The 17,409-nt window shown below is 35.5% G+C and carries 18 protein-coding genes; 14 read left to right on the top strand and 4 right to left on the bottom strand.

What is annotated here, in order from left to right; all coding sequences use genetic code 11:
* Positions 1-594 precede the first annotated feature (594 nt).
* The 7 genes from miaB to AC0INN_RS10150 all read left to right on the top strand — a co-directional run bounded on the left by miaB (position 595) and on the right by AC0INN_RS10150 (position 7,275).
* Complete coding sequence (gene miaB / locus AC0INN_RS10180) at positions 595-2,034, top strand: tRNA (N6-isopentenyl adenosine(37)-C2)-methylthiotransferase MiaB (protein WP_273650130.1); 1,440 nt, start codon at positions 595-597, stop codon at positions 2,032-2,034.
* 62 nt (positions 2,035-2,096) lie between these two features.
* A complete protein-coding gene (locus tag AC0INN_RS10175; RefSeq protein WP_273650128.1) occupies positions 2,097-2,510 on the top strand; it encodes a hypothetical protein in 414 nt (137 codons plus the stop codon).
* A 99-nt stretch (positions 2,511-2,609) separates the two neighbouring features.
* The gene (locus AC0INN_RS10170; protein ID WP_172281392.1) at positions 2,610-3,893 is read left to right on the top strand and encodes a sigma-54 interaction domain-containing protein; all 1,284 of its coding nucleotides are present in this window, start codon (positions 2,610-2,612) and stop codon (positions 3,891-3,893) included.
* 2 nt (positions 3,894-3,895) lie between these two features.
* Positions 3,896-4,594 (top strand): hypothetical protein, encoded by a 699-nt coding sequence (locus AC0INN_RS10165; protein WP_306613058.1) that lies wholly within the window; start codon positions 3,896-3,898, stop codon positions 4,592-4,594.
* Entirely contained in the window at positions 4,584-5,135 is a 552-nt protein-coding gene (locus AC0INN_RS10160; protein ID WP_273650123.1) for an LptE family protein, read from the top strand. Before AC0INN_RS10165 ends, AC0INN_RS10160 begins: the two co-directional genes overlap by 11 nt.
* Before the next feature lies 1 nt (position 5,136).
* On the top strand, positions 5,137-7,083 hold the full coding sequence (locus AC0INN_RS10155; protein ID WP_273650121.1) for a hypothetical protein: 1,947 nt from the start codon (positions 5,137-5,139) through the stop codon (positions 7,081-7,083).
* 9 nt (positions 7,084-7,092) lie between these two features.
* Positions 7,093-7,275 (top strand): hypothetical protein, encoded by a 183-nt coding sequence (locus AC0INN_RS10150; RefSeq protein ID WP_273650119.1) that lies wholly within the window; start codon positions 7,093-7,095, stop codon positions 7,273-7,275.
* 24 nt (positions 7,276-7,299) lie between these two features.
* Here the strand turns inward: AC0INN_RS10150 and AC0INN_RS10145 are convergent, their stop codons facing one another.
* The 4 genes from AC0INN_RS10145 to AC0INN_RS10130 form a co-directional block, all read right to left on the bottom strand.
* Positions 7,300-7,908: a DUF4126 domain-containing protein gene (locus AC0INN_RS10145; RefSeq protein ID WP_273650117.1), complete on the bottom strand. Its 609-nt coding sequence runs from the start codon at positions 7,906-7,908 to the stop codon at positions 7,300-7,302.
* Between the two features lie 83 nt (positions 7,909-7,991).
* A complete protein-coding gene (rnpA, locus tag AC0INN_RS10140; RefSeq protein ID WP_273650116.1) occupies positions 7,992-8,366 on the bottom strand; it encodes a ribonuclease P protein component in 375 nt (124 codons plus the stop codon).
* Positions 8,366-9,091 (bottom strand): tRNA threonylcarbamoyladenosine dehydratase, encoded by a 726-nt coding sequence (locus AC0INN_RS10135; protein WP_273650114.1) that lies wholly within the window; start codon positions 9,089-9,091, stop codon positions 8,366-8,368. The genes rnpA and AC0INN_RS10135 overlap by 1 nt, the downstream gene beginning before the upstream one ends.
* Positions 9,084-9,713: a TatD family hydrolase gene (locus tag AC0INN_RS10130; protein ID WP_273650112.1), complete on the bottom strand. Its 630-nt coding sequence runs from the start codon at positions 9,711-9,713 to the stop codon at positions 9,084-9,086. Before AC0INN_RS10130 ends, AC0INN_RS10135 begins: the two co-directional genes overlap by 8 nt.
* 95 nt (positions 9,714-9,808) lie before the next feature.
* On the opposite strand from AC0INN_RS10130, the gene AC0INN_RS10125 reads away from it, so the two are divergent.
* From AC0INN_RS10125 to AC0INN_RS10095, 7 genes are all read left to right on the top strand, one after another.
* Positions 9,809-10,438 carry a TetR/AcrR family transcriptional regulator gene (locus AC0INN_RS10125; RefSeq protein WP_172281374.1) on the top strand — a complete coding sequence of 210 codons (630 nt, stop codon included), beginning with the start codon at positions 9,809-9,811 and terminating at the stop codon, positions 10,436-10,438.
* Between the two features lie 98 nt (positions 10,439-10,536).
* Complete coding sequence (locus AC0INN_RS10120; protein ID WP_172281372.1) at positions 10,537-11,532, top strand: outer membrane protein assembly factor BamD; 996 nt, start codon at positions 10,537-10,539, stop codon at positions 11,530-11,532.
* Positions 11,533-11,573: 41 nt separating this feature from the next.
* A complete protein-coding gene (locus AC0INN_RS10115) occupies positions 11,574-11,897 on the top strand; it encodes a DNA-directed RNA polymerase subunit omega (RefSeq protein WP_034681463.1) in 324 nt (107 codons plus the stop codon).
* A gap of 122 nt (positions 11,898-12,019) precedes the next feature.
* The gene (coaBC, locus tag AC0INN_RS10110; RefSeq protein WP_273650106.1) at positions 12,020-13,225 is read left to right on the top strand and encodes a bifunctional phosphopantothenoylcysteine decarboxylase/phosphopantothenate--cysteine ligase CoaBC; all 1,206 of its coding nucleotides are present in this window, start codon (positions 12,020-12,022) and stop codon (positions 13,223-13,225) included.
* 36 nt (positions 13,226-13,261) lie between these two features.
* On the top strand, positions 13,262-14,167 hold the full coding sequence (porD, locus tag AC0INN_RS10105; RefSeq protein WP_306613051.1) for a type IX secretion system protein PorD: 906 nt from the start codon (positions 13,262-13,264) through the stop codon (positions 14,165-14,167).
* A 73-nt stretch (positions 14,168-14,240) separates the two neighbouring features.
* Positions 14,241-15,890 (top strand): DNA repair protein RecN, encoded by a 1,650-nt coding sequence (locus AC0INN_RS10100; RefSeq protein WP_306613049.1) that lies wholly within the window; start codon positions 14,241-14,243, stop codon positions 15,888-15,890.
* 48 nt (positions 15,891-15,938) lie between these two features.
* Positions 15,939-17,405 carry a DUF5687 family protein gene (locus AC0INN_RS10095; protein WP_172281362.1) on the top strand — a complete coding sequence of 489 codons (1,467 nt, stop codon included), beginning with the start codon at positions 15,939-15,941 and terminating at the stop codon, positions 17,403-17,405.
* The last annotated feature ends 4 nt before the right edge of the window (positions 17,406-17,409 follow it).

Below are 17,409 nucleotides of genomic sequence, written 5' to 3'. Positions count from 1 at the left end.
GGAACCCTTATTACAGATTGCATTAAAAACTGTACAGACTTTAAACCGGCAGCCTATGAAGGAGGGGCATCAGTTTACAAAGAAACGCTGCGAAAGTATATGTACAATTATCTTAATTCTGACTTTTATGTACTGAACGGGGATTTCAATTTTACCATAACTATCAATGAAACTGGCAAGGTTGTAGGGATAGATGGTTCTCCAAAGGTTGCGAACAGCGAAATATTTTTTGATGATATGAAATATATTGTAAGGAGAATCAAAAAGAACTGGATACCTGCTACCTGTAATAATAGACCAATAATTTCTCAGATAAAGATAAAAATGAATTTATCATCTATGGCTACAGATTTATAGTCCCTTTATAAAGGTTATTTTTGTGCAGAATCATTGTGTATCTATTGTTTAAGGACAATTGAAATATTTATATAATCCAATTGATTGGCTGTATCTTGAAGCCCTTCTTTTTAGAAAAGATAATCCTGCCATTCTGTCACAATATTTTGTATCTTTGCAAATTGATTATAAAAGTTTAGCATTCTAAAGTTGAAGGGAGTGCTTTAACTTTGTGATTTAAAACTTAAATTGATTATTGTGCAGGAAAAATATATAGACGAAACGAAACAGGGAGAAGCTTTTGCTATTGCTGAAAAAGTAGGGAATTCTAAAAAATTATTTTTAGAAAGCTACGGCTGTCAGATGAATTTCTCTGATTCTGAGATTGTTGCTTCTATTCTTAATGAACAAGGATATAATACCACCCTTAAAGTAGAAGAAGCAGACCTCATTCTTTTAAATACTTGTTCTATACGTGAGAAGGCTGAACAGACCGTAAGGATGCGTCTTTCTCAGTTTAAAAACCTCAAGAAAGAACGACCTAATATGACGGTGGGGGTTCTTGGATGTATGGCGGAGAGATTAAAAACTAAGTTTCTCGAAGAAGAACAGCTTGTTGATCTTGTTGTGGGGCCTGATGCCTACAGGGATCTGCCTAATTTATTAAAGGAAACAGAAGATGGCAGGGATGCGATCAATGTTATTTTGTCCAAAGAAGAAACCTATGCAGATATAAATCCTGTCCGTCTGGGTGGAAATGGAGTAACCGCGTTTGTAACTATTACAAGGGGGTGTGATAACATGTGTACCTTCTGTGTTGTTCCTTTTACAAGAGGAAGAGAAAGAAGCCGTGATCCACATTCAATTCTTGAAGAATGTAAAGATCTTTGGAATAGCGGATATAAAGAAATTACCCTTTTGGGGCAGAATGTAGATTCTTACCTTTGGTATGGAGGGGGCCCGAAAAAAGATTTTGCAAAAGCTTCTGAAATGCAGAAAGCTACGGCCGTTGATTTTGCTCAGCTGCTTGGTTTAGTCGCTCAAGCGGTTCCGGAAATGAGAATAAGATTCTCTACTTCCAACCCTCAGGATATGAGTCTTGATGTATTCAGGGTCATGGCTAAGCATGAGAACATTTGTAAATATGTGCATCTTCCGGTACAAAGTGGAAGTAATAATATGCTGGCTGCAATGAACAGACAGCACACCAGAGAAGAATATCTGGAGCTTATCAGAAAAGCTAAGGAAATTGTTCCTGATATCTCTTTTTCCCAGGATATGATCATCGGTTTTTGTAATGAAACTGAAGAGGATCACCAGGATACCCTAAGCCTGATGAGAGAGGTAGAGTATGACTATGGATATATGTTTGCTTACTCTGAAAGGCCTGGCACTCCGGCCCATAAAAAGATGGAAGATAATATTCCTGCAGATGTTAAACAGAGACGTTTGGCGGAGGTTATCGCTTTACAGGGAGAGCTTTCTAAAAAACGGATGAAATCCTATGTAGGAAGAGTGCATCAGATTCTCATTGAAGGAGTTTCCAAAAAGAATAAAAATCAATGGAAGGGAAGAAATTCCCAGAATGCTGTTTGTGTATTCGATATGCTGGAAGGTCAAAAGATAGGTGACATTGTAGATGTTTTTGTATTTGACAATACACAAGGGACGCTTTTAGGGGAAACAGTTAAAAACTAATCTACTTTTTACAGGAGTAAATTATAAACTATAAATTATTATCAATAACCATAAAATAGACAATGGAAAAGCTTCATAAATATTGCCTGAGTGTTTTATTGGTAATAATCTGCAGTAATATTTCAGCACAAAACACAACCTGTTCTGCTGAAAATACCACCATTCATAGGCTTTATGATGTCTATCATCAGTTTTTAAATTCTCAAGATTGTGAAGGATCTCATCTTTCCGAGAGAAAGCATAAAATTCACTACACCGCTATCAGCCAAAAGCAAAACGCCGGAGATCTAAGTTCAAATAGAGATCATAATCCGGGTTTTAATGAGCATGGAGGTAGAGGTGAAGCTGGAAAATATGATGAGATTCTAAGGAATTTTGAGAAAAAAGCGGTCGGATATGCATCTGCTAAAGCTTTCAACTTTAAAAGTAAAGTTTCCAAAATCAGAAACAAAGATTATTTGGATATAATAAGTTAAAATTAAAATTTAAACTTTTTTTATTTAAACAAATTAATGATGCTTACTAAAACAAAATTGAAGGTAGGCGAAATTTAAGATCAATAATCTAATTTACTTATGAGTAACGACTTACAAAATATAAAAAACCGTTTTGGAATAATTGGTAATTTTCCTGCATTAAACCGTGCCTTGGAAAAATCTATTCAGGTGGCACCAACAGACATTTCCGTTCTGGTCATTGGGGAAAGTGGTGTAGGAAAAGAATTTATCCCTAAGATTATTCATTCAGAATCCAGAAGAAAACATCAGCCTTACATCGTTGTCAATTGCGGTGCTATTCCGGAAGGAACAATTGATTCCGAATTATTTGGACATGAAAAAGGAGCATTTACCGGAGCTACAGCAACTAGAAAAGGTTATTTTGAAGTGGCAGATGGCGGAACAATATTCCTGGATGAGGTGGGTGAACTTCCTTTGCAAACACAAGTCCGCCTTTTAAGGGTTTTAGAAAGTGGAGAATTTATGAAGGTTGGATCTTCTCAGGTACAAAAGACCAATGTGAGGATTGTTGCTGCAACCAATGTAAATATGATGAAGGCGATCCAGGACGGACGGTTCCGCGAAGATTTATTTTATCGTTTGAATACCGTGCAGATCGATATGCCGCCTTTGAGAGATAGAAAAGGAGATATTCATCTGCTTTTCAGAAAGTTTGCAATCGATTTTGCTGAAAAATACAGAATGCCTGAGTTGGTTTTAGAGCCAAGTGCAGTTCATTATATAGAAAATTATAGCTTTCCCGGGAATGTACGTCAGTTAAGAAACTTAGTTGAGCAGATGACCGTGGTGGAAAGAGAAAGAAATATAAGCGTTGAAAAACTGGCGGAGTACATACCGACCGAAAGCCATTTGCCAATGGTTGTTAATACGCCTAATGCTCAGAAACAGAGTGACTTCGGAAACGAAAGAGAGATTATGTATAAAATCCTGTTTGATATGAGGAATGATATCAATGATCTGAGATCTCTGACTTCTGAATTAATAAAAAACAGAGGAGCAGGCGATCTAAGTTCCCAGGAAAAAACTTTGATCAACAGACTTTACACTTCGGATTCACAGCAAAATACTAATGCTAATTCCCTACTTTATTTTGAAGATAATCATCCTGTAGTCCAGACTCCAACTATTATTTCGACTCCCGATGATAGTTATGAAGATATTCAGGATATAGAGATTGAAGAAAATAAGCCGGAATCGCTTTCGCTTCAAAATAATGAAAAAGATTTGATTATTAAAGCATTAGAGAAGCATAAGGGACGTAGGAATAAAGCAGCTGATGAGTTGGGCATTTCACAAAGAACACTATACAGAAAGATAAAACAATATAATCTAGAAGACTAAGTATGATGAATAATAAGGCAAAGCCTGTCGAATTTAAACTAAACGAATACCTGAGCAAAGGCCTGGAACTTTTAAAGAAAGATTTTGGGAATTTTATAGTAGCTTACATTTTGTGTATGGTAATGTCTATTATACCTTTTTGTGGACTACTGGCAATGGGTAATTTTTACAAATATTGCCGGAAAGTCAATAAAGGAGAACAAGCAAGTGTAGGTGAAATTTTTAATTTCGATGATTTTTTACCTTATTTTATCGTACAGCTGATCATTATAGGTGGAGTTTTCGCTCTTTATATTCCAATGTTTATTTTTATTCCTTTTACTTCTGTAGTGGATGGAGATGCTGTTCCGCCCGCATTCAGATTATTTATGGTCCTTTATATATTCCTCATTGTAATTGCTGTTTTTATTGTAGCTTTACTTGGGTTTTATATTCCGGGGCTCATATCTCTTAAAAAGGTTAATGATATAAAAACAGCATGGATCATGTCGAGGATTATGACTAGGAATAATCTCTTGACTATCTTTTTATTTGCGATTATTGTTGGGTTTCTTTCCCAGATAGGAATACTTCTTTGTGGTATTGGTATTCTTATCACAATGCCTTATTTTTATACAACCCATTACTTTGCGTTTGAGGATGCAATCCAGCAGATAGAATATGATGAAATAAAAGAAATCGGAACGAAAAATGAATTTTAACATTAAGAATATCAATATAATGCGCCTGAAAATTGTTGGGTTTTTGTTACTTTGCTTAAGTACCCTAAACTCATGTTATAGTTTTACCGGATCGTCTTTAAAAGACGAGAAAACGATTCAGATTAATGAATTTCCCAATAATGCGGCTTTAGTAAATCCTACTTTATCTCAGCAGTTTTCTACCGATATTCAAAATCGTTTTCTACAAAGAACGACGCTAAAAGGAACAAAAGAGAATGCGGACATCTTGGTGGAAGGAGAAATTACAGACTATTCTATTACTCCTACTACTATTAGCTCCAATACTCAGACAACAGCTACAGGAGGAGTTATACAAGAATCTCAAAATAAGCTAACGATTACTGTAAAAGTGCATTATGAGAATAAACTTCATCCTGACCTGAGTTTTGACCGTACATATTCAGATGAAGCTGTATTCAACAGCAGCTTGTCTCAAAGTGCGATAGAAACCTCGCAGGTTAAAATTGTAAACGAAAGAATCATTAATAAGATATTTAACGATATTGTAGCGAACTGGTAAGATGAATAGCAGAGTTTTAGAATTATTAAAGAACCCCAAAAATATTCAATCGGAAGATCTTCATCTTTTGAAAGAAGAAATTAATTCTTTTCCCTACATTCAAAATATAAGAGCTTTACATTTATATGGTATTCATCTTTATGATCAGGAAAACTATCAGAAGGAATTGTCTACAACTGCGGCTTATACTACTGATAAAAAGATCCTTTATCAGCTTATAAATGGTAAAATTCAGGAAAAAACGAAACCTGCAGCTCCTGAAAATAAAGTGGTAACGAATAAAGAGAATGCTTCAAGGTATTTTCCTAAAAGTAAAAGCTTCCCGATCAAAAGGGAAGAGCTACCTGAGAAGATACAGACTAAAGAAGAAGCAACTAACAAGCTGCCGGCACCACTTCCGGAAATTAAACATATTTATGTAAACGGTGAACGAAACAGAATTTTGTTTGAAGGAGAGGAAAACTTCCTTGATGATAACAATATCGAAACAATTGACTTAGAATCTACGCTGGAATCAGGAACGATAGTTACACAAAAGCAAATACTCCCTGAAAATTTACCTTTAGAAAAAGAAATTACTGAGCAATTACCGGCTAAAGAGGATAAAGTAGAAGAGTCCCCAGAAATAAATGCAGAGGAAATAGAAACGGCGACTTCTTCTGAAGCTGAAATTATTGAAGTTAGGGATACAGAAGAGACAGAGCTTACTTCGGATGAAAATCAGGATTTTACTGAACCTGAGTCACAAACTTACACCCCGGAAGAAATAATCAATGAGGATCAGATTACATCTCCTGTTGAAAAAGAAGGAGTAACCGATGATTCGGAATTGAGTTTCCATGGTACTGATTCCTTTATGCCGGAAGTGAAGATTGAATCTGGCAGCAACGATGAGCTTGCTGTTGCTGAAGTTGCACAACAGGGACTCAATAAGCACGAAGAAGAAATGAGAAGGCTTATTGAGGAGGTAGAAAAGAAAATGAAGGCAACTAAGGCTGTCACTGAGGAAAAACGAGATCCGGAACCAGAAATTCTGAGTCGTGATATTAATTTTTCAGAAACGCAGAGTTTTCATCCTGAAGTTGAAAAAGGAATTGAAGCGGAAGAGATACAGAAAGCTGAACCGGTGCACGAAGTGACTAATCCTTCAGAAGAGATCAAAGCTGAAGCTTACCAGGAAGAATCAGAACCTCGAATTGCCACAGAAGTGAAATCAGAATGGAAGCCTATGAGTTTCGAATCCCATACTCCCGATTCACTTATCAATAAACCGGCACCTGTTTCTCAACCAAAAGAAGAAATTGTACCGGCAGAACTTCCTGAAGAAGAACAAGCACCAAAAGAAGAGACAACGCACCAGATTGTTAAAGAGGATATAGAAGAGCAGGAACCCGTTCAGGAAGAATCAGAAATATCTCAGGCAGCTTCTGTAGAAGAAAATAAAGAAGAAGCCCCTGTGATGAATGTTTCTTTCTTCAGCTCAGATATTTCAAGCTGGACGATGGCTACTAAGAATGATGAAGAAAAGGATAACAATACGGAAGATCTTGCATCTGAGAAACCTCATGTGGAAGAGGCCACTGCGGATCCTGCTGACAGCAATGTTCCGGGATTTATCAATACATGGCAGAGTTGGTTAAAGATAGATCGTACCGAGAAAGATCCTGAAAAGGATAAAGCTGAGCTTAAAAATAAAGTGATTGAATCATTCATTGAGAATAATCCTAAAATAAGCCAGTTAAAAGATGAGAGCAACTTCGTTGTAAAAGAAAAAAACGATGATATCTCACATTTAATGACGGAAACACTTGCACGATTATATATTGAACAAAAACTATATACCAAGGCAATAAAAGCTTTTGAAATATTAGCAGGTAAACATCCTGAAAAGAAATCGTATTTTGAAGATAAAATACAGGAAGTAAAAGATATAAGAGGGAAAAGTTAAAATTTAAAAATGAATAAGAGAGTAATAGTACTGATTGTTGGATTTCTTGTTTTAGGATTCTTACTTTCATTTTTATTTTATCCTCCAAAAGAGTTTTATAAAGGACTGAAAATGTCTTATACATCGGTTTTTTTCCCTTTTGCTTACGCCATTTATAAAACAGTTCGTTCGAATAAAAATACAGAAGGCTGAATTCATATTCAGCCTTCTGTATTTTTATACTTTATCAATAGTCTGTTTACTGCGTTTTAATTTTCGCCAGGCCTTACGTCCCATAACAATTACCATAATTACTAAAATAACAGCCAGTATAGCCGCAATAACAGGAACGGCCATGGCCAGAACGGACATAATTCCTGCTCCTGCTGTTTCAGTGGTCCCTACAATAGAATTGCCTAAGCCTCCTGTGGTGGCTGTGGAGGCAGCTCTGATTCCTGCAAATCCGGAACTGATTGTTGCGGCAGTTCCGCCTCCGGCAATTATAGCCAATGCCCATTGCGGAAATGTTCCAAAATCGGCAAACTGGCTTGCAAAAAGGATGGATCCTGCAATAGTTGCCAATGGAACAGACAGTGTATCCAGCAGATGATCAATAAATGGAATATAATAGGCTAAAATTTCCGCGATCGTAGCAATGCCTGTTGTAATAAGTGTTGGGAGCCCGGCAAGCCATTCAAATTGATCATTCATAGGGATCCAGTGTAAGTAGGATGCCAGGCTTACGGCAAACAGAGGAAGGAATACCCTGAAGCCTGTTGCTGCGGACAGGCCAATGCCAATGAATGCACTTAATACATAAGGGAGATAGGGAATATTGTCTAACATATTAATTTTCAAATTGGTTGTGTTCCCTAAAGTTACAAAAACTATTGTAAGCTTATCTGAAAATTACAGACAATATGAGGAGTTTACTGTTTTTTCTGAGCCTGGCATAGTTTGATGAACTGGGCTTCTACATCCTGGAACTTTTGCGGAAGTTCAGGGGAGATCCAAAAAAGCATGGCCATCGTCTTTTCTCCAAAAGATTCTTTAAAAAGATCTTTATGTAAGCGATAGCATTCTCTCAATAATCTTTTGATGCGGTTTCTGTGAACTGCTTTTTTAAAATACCTTTTAGATACGGAAACCCCGAATTTAGAAACTTCAACAGGTAAATTAGGTTTGTCCTTAAGTAAAATAATTCTCAGATTCCCATGGGTTCTCCATTTACCTTTTTCGAAAAGCAAGGTGATGTCATTGGTCTTTTTGAGTTTTTCCTCCTTTGGGTATCTGAAATTCTGCATTAGCCTTTTTTTACTAAATGATTAATAACTTCCGCCGCTGCATACAATCCAAAAATGGCTGGTATATAGCTGATAGTCCCATAAAAAGACCTTTTGTAATTTGTTCCATCTGTCATTTTCAAACTTTCTTCATTTTGAAGTTCATTAGAGAAAACACAACGGATGCCTTTATTTATTTTTTCCTTTTTAAGCCTTTTTCTAACCTGCTTGGCCAGATAACAGTTGTGGGTTTTGCTGATGTCTCTCACCATTACTTTGCTTGGATCTGTTTTTCCACCCGCTCCCATAGAGCTTACGATCTTAATTTTTCTTCTTCTTGCAGCAATTAACAATGTAAGCTTTGGAGTTACGCTATCAATACAATCGAGAATATAATCAAATTTGTTTTCATCAAGGATCTGATCCATTCTTTCAGGATTTAAAAACTCATTGATAGTTATTAAATTAAGTTTTGGGTTAATATCTAAGAGTCTTTCAGCAACGATTTCAACCTTGTGCTTTCCGATAGTAGAATGTAATGCCGGTAATTGTCTGTTAATGTTTGTGATATCTACCGTATCGCCATCTACAATCGTCATATTTCCGACCCCGGATCTTGCTAAAAATTCAGCGGCAAACGAGCCTACTCCACCTAATCCTACTACAAGAACAGTCGCTTTATTCAACTTTTCGAGTCCTTCCTCCTTAATAAGAAGCTCTGTTCTTTCCAACCAATACTTATCCATTTTTTATCGTCTCTAAATTTTCTAAAATTTGTTTGTTTAAGTTTTCCTGAGAAATACCTTTTATTTCCGAAACTTTGCTGTACAATAAATCAATATTAAAATCATCGTTATCGGTTTCTAAAAAGATTTTATCTAAAGCAGTAATTTTCAAAATATTTTGCAAAGATAAATTATACAAAACAGCTTTTCCAAAACTCAAATAGAAATTATTCTTTAGGAGATCTTCAGCGATGCTTTGTTTTTTATTAAAACCATGAATAATCATAGGCTGTTCTGCCTTTTTTTTTAATGAAATGACTTCGTAGAATTTTCGGACACAATGAATAACCATCGGCTTTTTTAATTCATTCGCCAATTTGATCTGTCTTAAAAATACGCTTTCCTGGATTTTCATATCAACCGGAACAAAGCTGTCAAGGCCACATTCTCCTATAGTAAGGCAATTGTTATGAATTACGGAATCCAGCCAGTTGAACTGCTCTTCAATCTTGTCCGGATCAATATCTTTTGGATGAATACCCGCAGAATAAAATGTACTGGGTATATTATCTCCGATATCCAGATTATAGATACCGTCGCAGACATTTTTTTTATGATGGTGAAAATCAAAAAATTCCATCATCAAAAATACTATAATTTGGAATTAATTTAAAATTCTTAAACAAACGTTTATAAATATGTTAAAAATTTCTTAACTTTACTCAAAAGCGACACTTTATGAAAAAAAAATTTACCGAAAAACAGATCCATATTTTGGATATTGCGGAGGAGCTTATTGCGAAAAAAGGGTATGAAGGAACATCGGTAAGAGACATTTGCTCTAAAGCAAACATTAATGTAGCCATGATCTCTTATTATTTTGGGTCCAAGGAAAAAATGATGTCTTACCTCTATCAGTACAGAGTGCTAAAGACCAGAGAAAATTTTTCGGAATTTGCTGATACCATTAAAGACGGTAAACCAGAGATGCAGATGAAAGAAATTATAAAATATATTGTATCACAATTATTTAAATATAATTATTTTCATGGCTTTGTTACTCAGGAGCTTCGACATACGGATAACCTGAAAGTTGAATTGCTGGATTTTTATCAGCTTTTTGTAAAAAAACTGGATGAGGTGATCAAAAAAGGAGTTGCGTCCGGAGTTTTTACATTTACTCCAAAGCCAGAAGATATCCTTACAACGATTCTGGGATCCACATTATTTGTCATTAGAAATAAGAATTTCTATGAACTATATGTACCGAGTAAAAATGAGGAAGCTTATGCTAAGGAAGCGGAGAAAAAAATCAGAATGAACCTTTTATTGAGTGTTTTTGCAATATTAGGATACGCTGCAGACTAAAATTACGTTAAATAATCATAAAAAAAAATCTATTGATAAAAAAGTTATATTTTTGCAAATTAATAGATTGGAATAATCCAATAACGGTTGAATTTTTTATGAAAAAATATATTTTAGGTCTTTTTGCCATAGCTGTAATTTCATCATGCGCGAGTCAGCAGGAAAAAGCATTGAAAAGTGCTGATAAAGCCTTCATCTTAAAAGCAGCTAATGAAAATTTTGCTAAAAAGAAATGGAAAAACGCTTTGGCTCTTTATGACAGGCTTGCTAACCTAGTTGCAGGGACTGATGACTTTCCGAATGTTGGATTTAATACGGCTTATGCAAACTACTATGATAAGAACTATAAGTTGGCAGGACACCAGTTCAAAAACTTTGCAGTAAGTTTTCCAAAAGACCCGAGAGCTGAGGAAGCAGCGTATATGTCTGCACTATGTTACTATGAAGGATCTATGGATTATAACCTGGATCAGTCAAGTACTGAGTTGGCAGTCAATGAATTACAAGACTTCCTTAACAACTATCCAAATTCTGAAAGATCTAAAAATATCAACCAGCTTATTGATGAGCTGACTTATAAACTGGAATTTAAATCCTACGAAAACGCAAGACAATACTATAAAATGGGTGATTATAAATCAGCCACTGTTGCCTTGGAAAACGTATTGGAAGATTTTCCAAGTACAAAGCTTCGTCCGAAAATCTATGATTATATGATGAAGTCCCGTTATTTGCTTGCACAAAATTCGGTATACGGACTTAAAGAAGAACGTATTGAAAGTGCAATAGCATTCACAAGGCAGGTAGAAAAAGAGCTTCCGAACACAGAATATTCTAAAACAGCAGTAGATCTTAGAGAGAAGCTGGATAAAGAAAAGCAAAACTTTGCAGTTGTTAAGAAGCAGACAGAAGCCAGATTGGCAACATTAACAGCAAGGCAAAAGAAAGAAGCTGAGAAGCTGGAAGCACGAACAAAGACCGATCAGCAGATCAAAGATCAAGTCGCTACAGAAAAGAAAGCATTGCAGATTCAGAGGGATAGTGCTGCGTTACAAACACCTCCTCCGGCTGCCACTTTCAAAATCAAAAGATAATTCGTAAATTTGCCACCTTATAAATAAATAATTTTCTCAAAATGAGTGTAAAAGATACAAAAGCAGAAGTAAATACAATTACTTACGATAAAGACAAGATTGAAGATAAAGTAGGTTCAATCTATGAAGCTATTGTTATCATGGGAAAGAGAGCAGAGCAGATTAATGCAGAAATTCGTACTGAATTGCATAATAAATTAGATGAATTTGCTGTTCACAATTCTACATTGGAAGAGGTTTTCGAAAACAGAGAGCAGATTGAGATCTCCAAACATTACGAAAAACTTCCAAAACCAACTTCTATTGCAATTGAAGAATGGTTGAACGAAGACGTGTACTTCAGAAAAACTGAAGAAAGAAAATAAAAATCATTTGTATTTTTTATAAATGAAGGTCATAAGGGAATAATTTCTTTATGACCTTTGTCGTTTGTAAACCTGTTGTGGGAAAAAATAAGTAATTTAGTGTTTTAAAAAATTAAAACTAAATGAGTGTTTCCGGAAAAAAGATTCTTATTGCCGTTTCTGGAGGAATTGCTGCTTACAAAATTCACTTTTTGATAAGAGACTTTATAAAAAATGGTGCGGAAGTGCAGGTTATTATGACTCCTGATGCCGAACATTTTGTTACTAAACTAAGCCTTTCTACATTATCCAGGAAGCCTGTATTTACTGATTTTTATAATGAAAATGGGAGTTGGAACAGCCATGTTGAATTGGGATTGTGGGCGGATGTAATGATCGTTGCTCCCTGCACTGCAAATACGTTGGCCAAAATGACCCATGGGATGTGTGATAATCTGGTGCTGGCTACATATATGTCTGCGAAATGCCCAGTTTTTATTGCCCCTGCAATGGATCTTGATATGTACGACCACCCAACTACAAAACAAAACTTGGAACTAGCTGAGGATTTCGGACACTTTGTTATTCCGGCAGAAAGCGGAGAGCTTGCAAGTGGTCTAGTGGGCCAGGGAAGAATGGCGGAACCTGACACTATTTTCAAAACCGTTGATAACTTTTTTGCTGCAGCCGGTGACAATACAATTTTCAAAGGAAAAACAGTTTTGATCACGGCAGGTCCTACCTATGAAGCTATTGATCCTGTCCGGTTTATAGGAAATCATTCTTCCGGTAAAATGGGGTTTTCATTGGCTGAAGAAGCCGCGAAGAGAGGTGCTAAAGTGATTCTTGTATCCGGTCCAAGTTCTCAGGTTATCCACTCTCCTAATATAGAGCTGCATAAAGTGGTTTCCGCGAAAGAAATGCTTGATAAAGTATTTGAATTTTATGAAAATGCAGACATTACAATAGCAAGTGCTGCTGTAGCGGATTATGCCCCGAAAGAGGTCGCCAGGGAGAAAATCAAAAAGAACGATGAAAATCTTACAATAGAATTGGTGAAAAATCCGGATATCCTTAAAACGATGGGAGAGAAGAAAACTCGTCAGTTTTTGGTTGGGTTTGCTCTGGAAACTCAGAATGAAGAGGAAAATGCTAAAGGAAAACTGGAGAAGAAGAATCTTGACATGATTGTGCTCAATTCACTTCGTGATCCAGGAGCAGGATTTAAAAATGATACCAATAAAATAAGGATATTTACCAAAACAGAGAGGAAAGAATTTGATTTGAAATCAAAAGAGGGTGTAGCTAAAGATATTCTGAATTTCGTTGAGGATCAACTTTTAAAATAATTTTAATAAATTTCCGTTCTCAATTTTTAATAGATAATGAAAAAACTAATAGGTTTATTTTTACTGCTCTTCATATATAACGTCAGCTTTTCTCAGGAATTACTGTCTACCGTGCTGGTAAATTCTCAACAGTTGGGAGGAAGTAATCAGCAGGCGTTTAAAACGTTGGAAAAAAGTCTTAAAGATTTTATTAATAATACCAGCTGGACGGGAAAAAAGCTTCAGAATTTTGAAAAAATAAAATCCAATTTTGCGATTGTATTAACTTCCAAAGATGGAAACAAATATGGGGGAAATATTGTTGTTCAGGCAGTTCGTCCCGTTTATAATTCGAATTATGAATCTCCGCTCATCAACTTGCAGGATACCAATTTCGAATTTGAATATGTTGAAAATGAAAACCTGATATTCAACGAAAGGCAATTCTCGGGTAAAAATCTTATTGACGTCATAAGCTTCTATGTATACCTTGTTTTAGGTTATGATGCTGATAGCTTTCAATCAATGGGAGGGACACAATGGTTTGCAAAAGCACAGCAAATCGCACAGAATGCACAAAACAGAGGATACAAAGGCTGGGCACAGATCGGAAGTGAGGGGCCAAGAACCAGAGGTGTCCTGATCAGTCAGCTAACAGGTCCTAACTTAAGTCAGTTGCGCTCCATATACTATACTTACCACAGAGCCGGATTAGATAACTTATACAACCAGGATCAGACACAGCCTAAGAAAATTATATACGATGCACTGATGCAATTGAAAACGTATGAAAATAGTTTCCAGCAGAATTATGCATTGAATCTTTTCCTTGAAGTAAAGAATGATGAAATTTTTAATATTTTCAACTCTAACAACAACGGAGGAATAGTTTTAAATGATCTTAAGCAGATGATGATGGTTTTTGCACCTAAGTTTAATGATAAATGGAATAAGTGGAAATAAATTTTAAGAACATAAATATCTTGAATTCTTAATTCTAAAATTTATATTTGCAGTACTAATCTGCTGGAAATTTATGCTTTCGAAAATCTTTATTAAAAACTTTGCTTTAATCGATACTCTTGAAGTTTCTTTGCACAACGGATTGCAGGTGATTACCGGTGAAACGGGTGCTGGGAAATCGATCATACTGGGTGCTTTGAGGCTTATTTTAGGAGAAAGAGCAGATCTGAAATCTATTTCTAAAACAGAAGAAAAAAGTATTGTAGAAACCGAATTTTCTCTGGATAACCAGTTTAAAAAATTCTTTATAGAGAACGATCTGGATTATGAGCATCAGACCATTATCAGAAGAGAAATCCTGCCATCCGGAAAGTCGAGGGCTTTCATTAATGATGTTCCTGTGACTTTGGATGTTTTAAAAGAACTTTCTTCCCAGCTGATTGATATTCATTCCCAATTTGAAACTTCCAATCTATTTACCTCGGAATATCAGTTTAAAATCATAGACGGACTTTCTGAAAACAAACAGCTGATTTCAGATTATCAATACGAGTTTTTAGAATTTCAAAGCTTAAAAGCGCAACTTAAAAAACTGCAAATTCAGCTTTCTGAAAACAACAAAGAAAGTGATTACAAATTATTTTTACTGAATGAGCTGGAAGATCTGAAACTGGATGATATTGATTATGAAGAATTACAAAGCCAGCTTTCGATTCAGGAAAATGCGGAAATGATTTCTGATAATCTTGTTCAGATTTTATCAAGATTTCATCAGGAAGAAATAGGGATTTTATCCTTTTTTAATGAAGCTAAAAATAAGCTTTCAAAAATTGCAGATATTTCGCATAGCTTTTCTGAACTCGATAGAAGGCTTGATGAATCATTCGTGGAAATAAAAGATATCATCTCGGAGCTTGAAAATGAATCTGAAAAAATTGAAATCAATCCTGAAAATCTGGCATTGCTTTCTGAACTTAATAACAAGCTGAATGCATTGCTTTTAAAGCACAATGTTGCAGATGTCAGCGAATTGAAAGAAATCAGGGATCAGCTTGCAGGTGAACAAAAAGGAGCGTCCGAACTGGAAGGCCTGATCAGTGAAATTAAGGAAGATATATTAAAGAAAGAAAAATCGCTTCTATCCCTTTCTGAAAAACTTTCCAAGAACAGGAAAAAAAGTATTCCTGTATTTATCAAAAAAGCAGAAGAGCTTTTAAAGAAATTAGGACTTGAAAAAGCAAAAGTAGATATAGAGCTAGAGACAGTACCGGATTTTAATGCTTTTGGTAAAGAAAATATCCAGCTTTTATTTCAGGCTAATTCAGGATTTCCTTTACGTCCTATTCAGACGGCTATTTCCGGAGGAGAAAGATCAAGAGTAATGCTTGCTGTAAAAAAGATTATTGCCGAAAGTGATGATCTTCCTACGCTTATCCTAGATGAGATCGATACCGGAGTTTCTGGAAAAGTTGCTGAAGAGATAGGAAATCTGATGCGAGAAATGTCAAAAGACATGCAGCTCATTGTGATTTCTCATTTGGCACAAGTAGCGGCCAAAGGAAATAATAATTACAAAGTGGTAAAGCAGGATGTTGCAGGAAGGACACAATCTACAATTATCCCGTTAAATGAAGATGAAAAGCTAAATGAAATTGCCCAATTGCTTTCTGGAAGTAAGATTACCGAAGCGGCTTTAGCACAGGCCAAAGAGCTTATAGGCTGAGTTTTGTAACATTTTTTACATTATATTTACTAATGTAAAAAAAAGGTTATGTTTTTAAAATTCCTCAGGTTAGAAATCAAGAGTTTTTTTCGTGGTACTTCCGTTGGGATTAACATGGCAATGAAGATCCTTCGTTTTATGGGGATTCTTTATTTTATGGCATGTTTAGCAGGTGGAGCATTCGCAGCTTTCTTTTATGTACAGGAAGAGCTTCATCAGGATCCCTTAAAAATAGTTTCAAGATTTTTAATTATAGGATGGATTATCGACCTTGCTGCCAAATACATCTGGCAGGAAATGCCTACTCAGAACATCAAGCCCTTTCTTACCCTGAATATTTCAAAGAAAACATTGGTTAATTATATGCTGGTAAAGACATTTCTGTCTGCATTCAGCTGGTTTAATTCTCTTTTCCTGATTACCTTTTCTTTGATCGCCTTATTCAATGGATACGGGTTTTTAGAAATTTTTGGGTGGTTCATAGGGGTCTCTTCTCTTTTTTACCTAAATAATTTTATTAATATATTTTTCAATGATAAAGAAAAGATTGCCATTGCAGTAGCGATTGTTTTTGGAGCTTTTGCTTTGTTGAACTATTACCAGATTATTCCTGTTTTATCTTATTCAGAAACGGTGTTTTATAGCTTTTATGAAAAACCGTATTATGCAGTAATCGCCTTTGTTTTGTTTCTAGTATTGTGGTGGTTATGCTTTAATCATATCCGTAGGGAATTTTATCTTGATCAGGGACTTGAAGCTAAAAAAACGATTGGTAAAACAGAAAATATCGCCTTTTTGAATAAGTATGGCGCATTAGGAACTTTTATCAATAATGACGTAAAAATGCTCAGAAGAAATAAGGTAACAAAAGGTATTTTATTGGGAAGTTTCTTTTTTGTTTTTTATGGTCTTCTGATGCTGGTCTCTCCGGTATATAAGACTCCGGCTATGATGATGTTCATGGGATTGTTTGTAACAGGCGGCTTTCAGTTTTTATTTGGACAGAGAGTTCCTGCATTCGACAGTTCTTATTATCCGTTGATGATGACCTTAAATGTGCCCTATAAAGAATATCTTAAAGCCAAATGGTGGCTCATGAATATTATAACCTCTCTGTCAATGGTGCTTGCAGCATTTTATGTGTATTTCGGATGGGAAATATATATCACCTTTTTAGCGGCAGGCCTATATAATATGGGAGTTAACTCACAATTTACATTATGGTCAGGAGCGTTTAATAAAACGCAGATCGATCTTAATTCAAAGGAAAAAAGAATCGGCCAAAAAAATAGTTTTAATTTAAAAGCAATGTTATTGCTGATACCTAAAATGTTGTTGCCCATGGCTGTTTTTGCTATCTCTAAATATTCTTTCGGGATCACAGGAGGCGTAATCAGCATTGCAGTTTTAGGCGTGATTGGCTTCTTGTTCAGAGAAAAGATCTTTGATATCATTGTGAGGCACTATAAAAGAGAAAAATACAGTACACTAGAGGCATTTAAAAATAAAGATTAACAGA

The sequence above is a fragment of the Chryseobacterium subflavum genome, from assembly GCF_055762745.1.
Note: the sequence above shows the minus strand (reverse complement) of the source record. Positions and strands in the feature narration are given on the sequence as shown.

Excerpts from the sequence above, each read along its gene's own strand:
- AC0INN_RS10130 (WP_273650112.1), bottom strand. The coding sequence starts at position 9,713 with ATGATGGAATTTTTTGATTTTCACCATCATAAAAAAAATGTCTGCGAC.
- AC0INN_RS10160 (WP_273650123.1), top strand. The coding sequence starts at position 4,584 with ATGAATTTTAACATTAAGAATATCAATATAATGCGCCTGAAAATTGTT.
- AC0INN_RS10100 (WP_306613049.1), top strand. The coding sequence starts at position 14,241 with ATGCTTTCGAAAATCTTTATTAAAAACTTTGCTTTAATCGATACTCTT.
- AC0INN_RS10115 (WP_034681463.1), top strand. The coding sequence starts at position 11,574 with ATGAGTGTAAAAGATACAAAAGCAGAAGTAAATACAATTACTTACGAT.
- porD (WP_306613051.1), top strand. The coding sequence starts at position 13,262 with ATGAAAAAACTAATAGGTTTATTTTTACTGCTCTTCATATATAACGTC.
- AC0INN_RS10150 (WP_273650119.1), top strand. The coding sequence starts at position 7,093 with ATGAATAAGAGAGTAATAGTACTGATTGTTGGATTTCTTGTTTTAGGA.
- AC0INN_RS10095 (WP_172281362.1), top strand. The coding sequence starts at position 15,939 with ATGTTTTTAAAATTCCTCAGGTTAGAAATCAAGAGTTTTTTTCGTGGT.
- coaBC (WP_273650106.1), top strand. The coding sequence starts at position 12,020 with ATGAGTGTTTCCGGAAAAAAGATTCTTATTGCCGTTTCTGGAGGAATT.
- AC0INN_RS10170 (WP_172281392.1), top strand. The coding sequence starts at position 2,610 with ATGAGTAACGACTTACAAAATATAAAAAACCGTTTTGGAATAATTGGT.
- rnpA (WP_273650116.1), bottom strand. The coding sequence starts at position 8,366 with ATGCAGAATTTCAGATACCCAAAGGAGGAAAAACTCAAAAAGACCAAT.
- AC0INN_RS10120 (WP_172281372.1), top strand. The coding sequence starts at position 10,537 with ATGAAAAAATATATTTTAGGTCTTTTTGCCATAGCTGTAATTTCATCA.
- AC0INN_RS10125 (WP_172281374.1), top strand. The coding sequence starts at position 9,809 with ATGAAAAAAAAATTTACCGAAAAACAGATCCATATTTTGGATATTGCG.
- AC0INN_RS10155 (WP_273650121.1), top strand. The coding sequence starts at position 5,137 with ATGAATAGCAGAGTTTTAGAATTATTAAAGAACCCCAAAAATATTCAA.
- AC0INN_RS10175 (WP_273650128.1), top strand. The coding sequence starts at position 2,097 with ATGGAAAAGCTTCATAAATATTGCCTGAGTGTTTTATTGGTAATAATC.
- AC0INN_RS10145 (WP_273650117.1), bottom strand. The coding sequence starts at position 7,908 with ATGTTAGACAATATTCCCTATCTCCCTTATGTATTAAGTGCATTCATT.
- AC0INN_RS10165 (WP_306613058.1), top strand. The coding sequence starts at position 3,896 with ATGATGAATAATAAGGCAAAGCCTGTCGAATTTAAACTAAACGAATAC.
- AC0INN_RS10135 (WP_273650114.1), bottom strand. The coding sequence starts at position 9,091 with ATGGATAAGTATTGGTTGGAAAGAACAGAGCTTCTTATTAAGGAGGAA.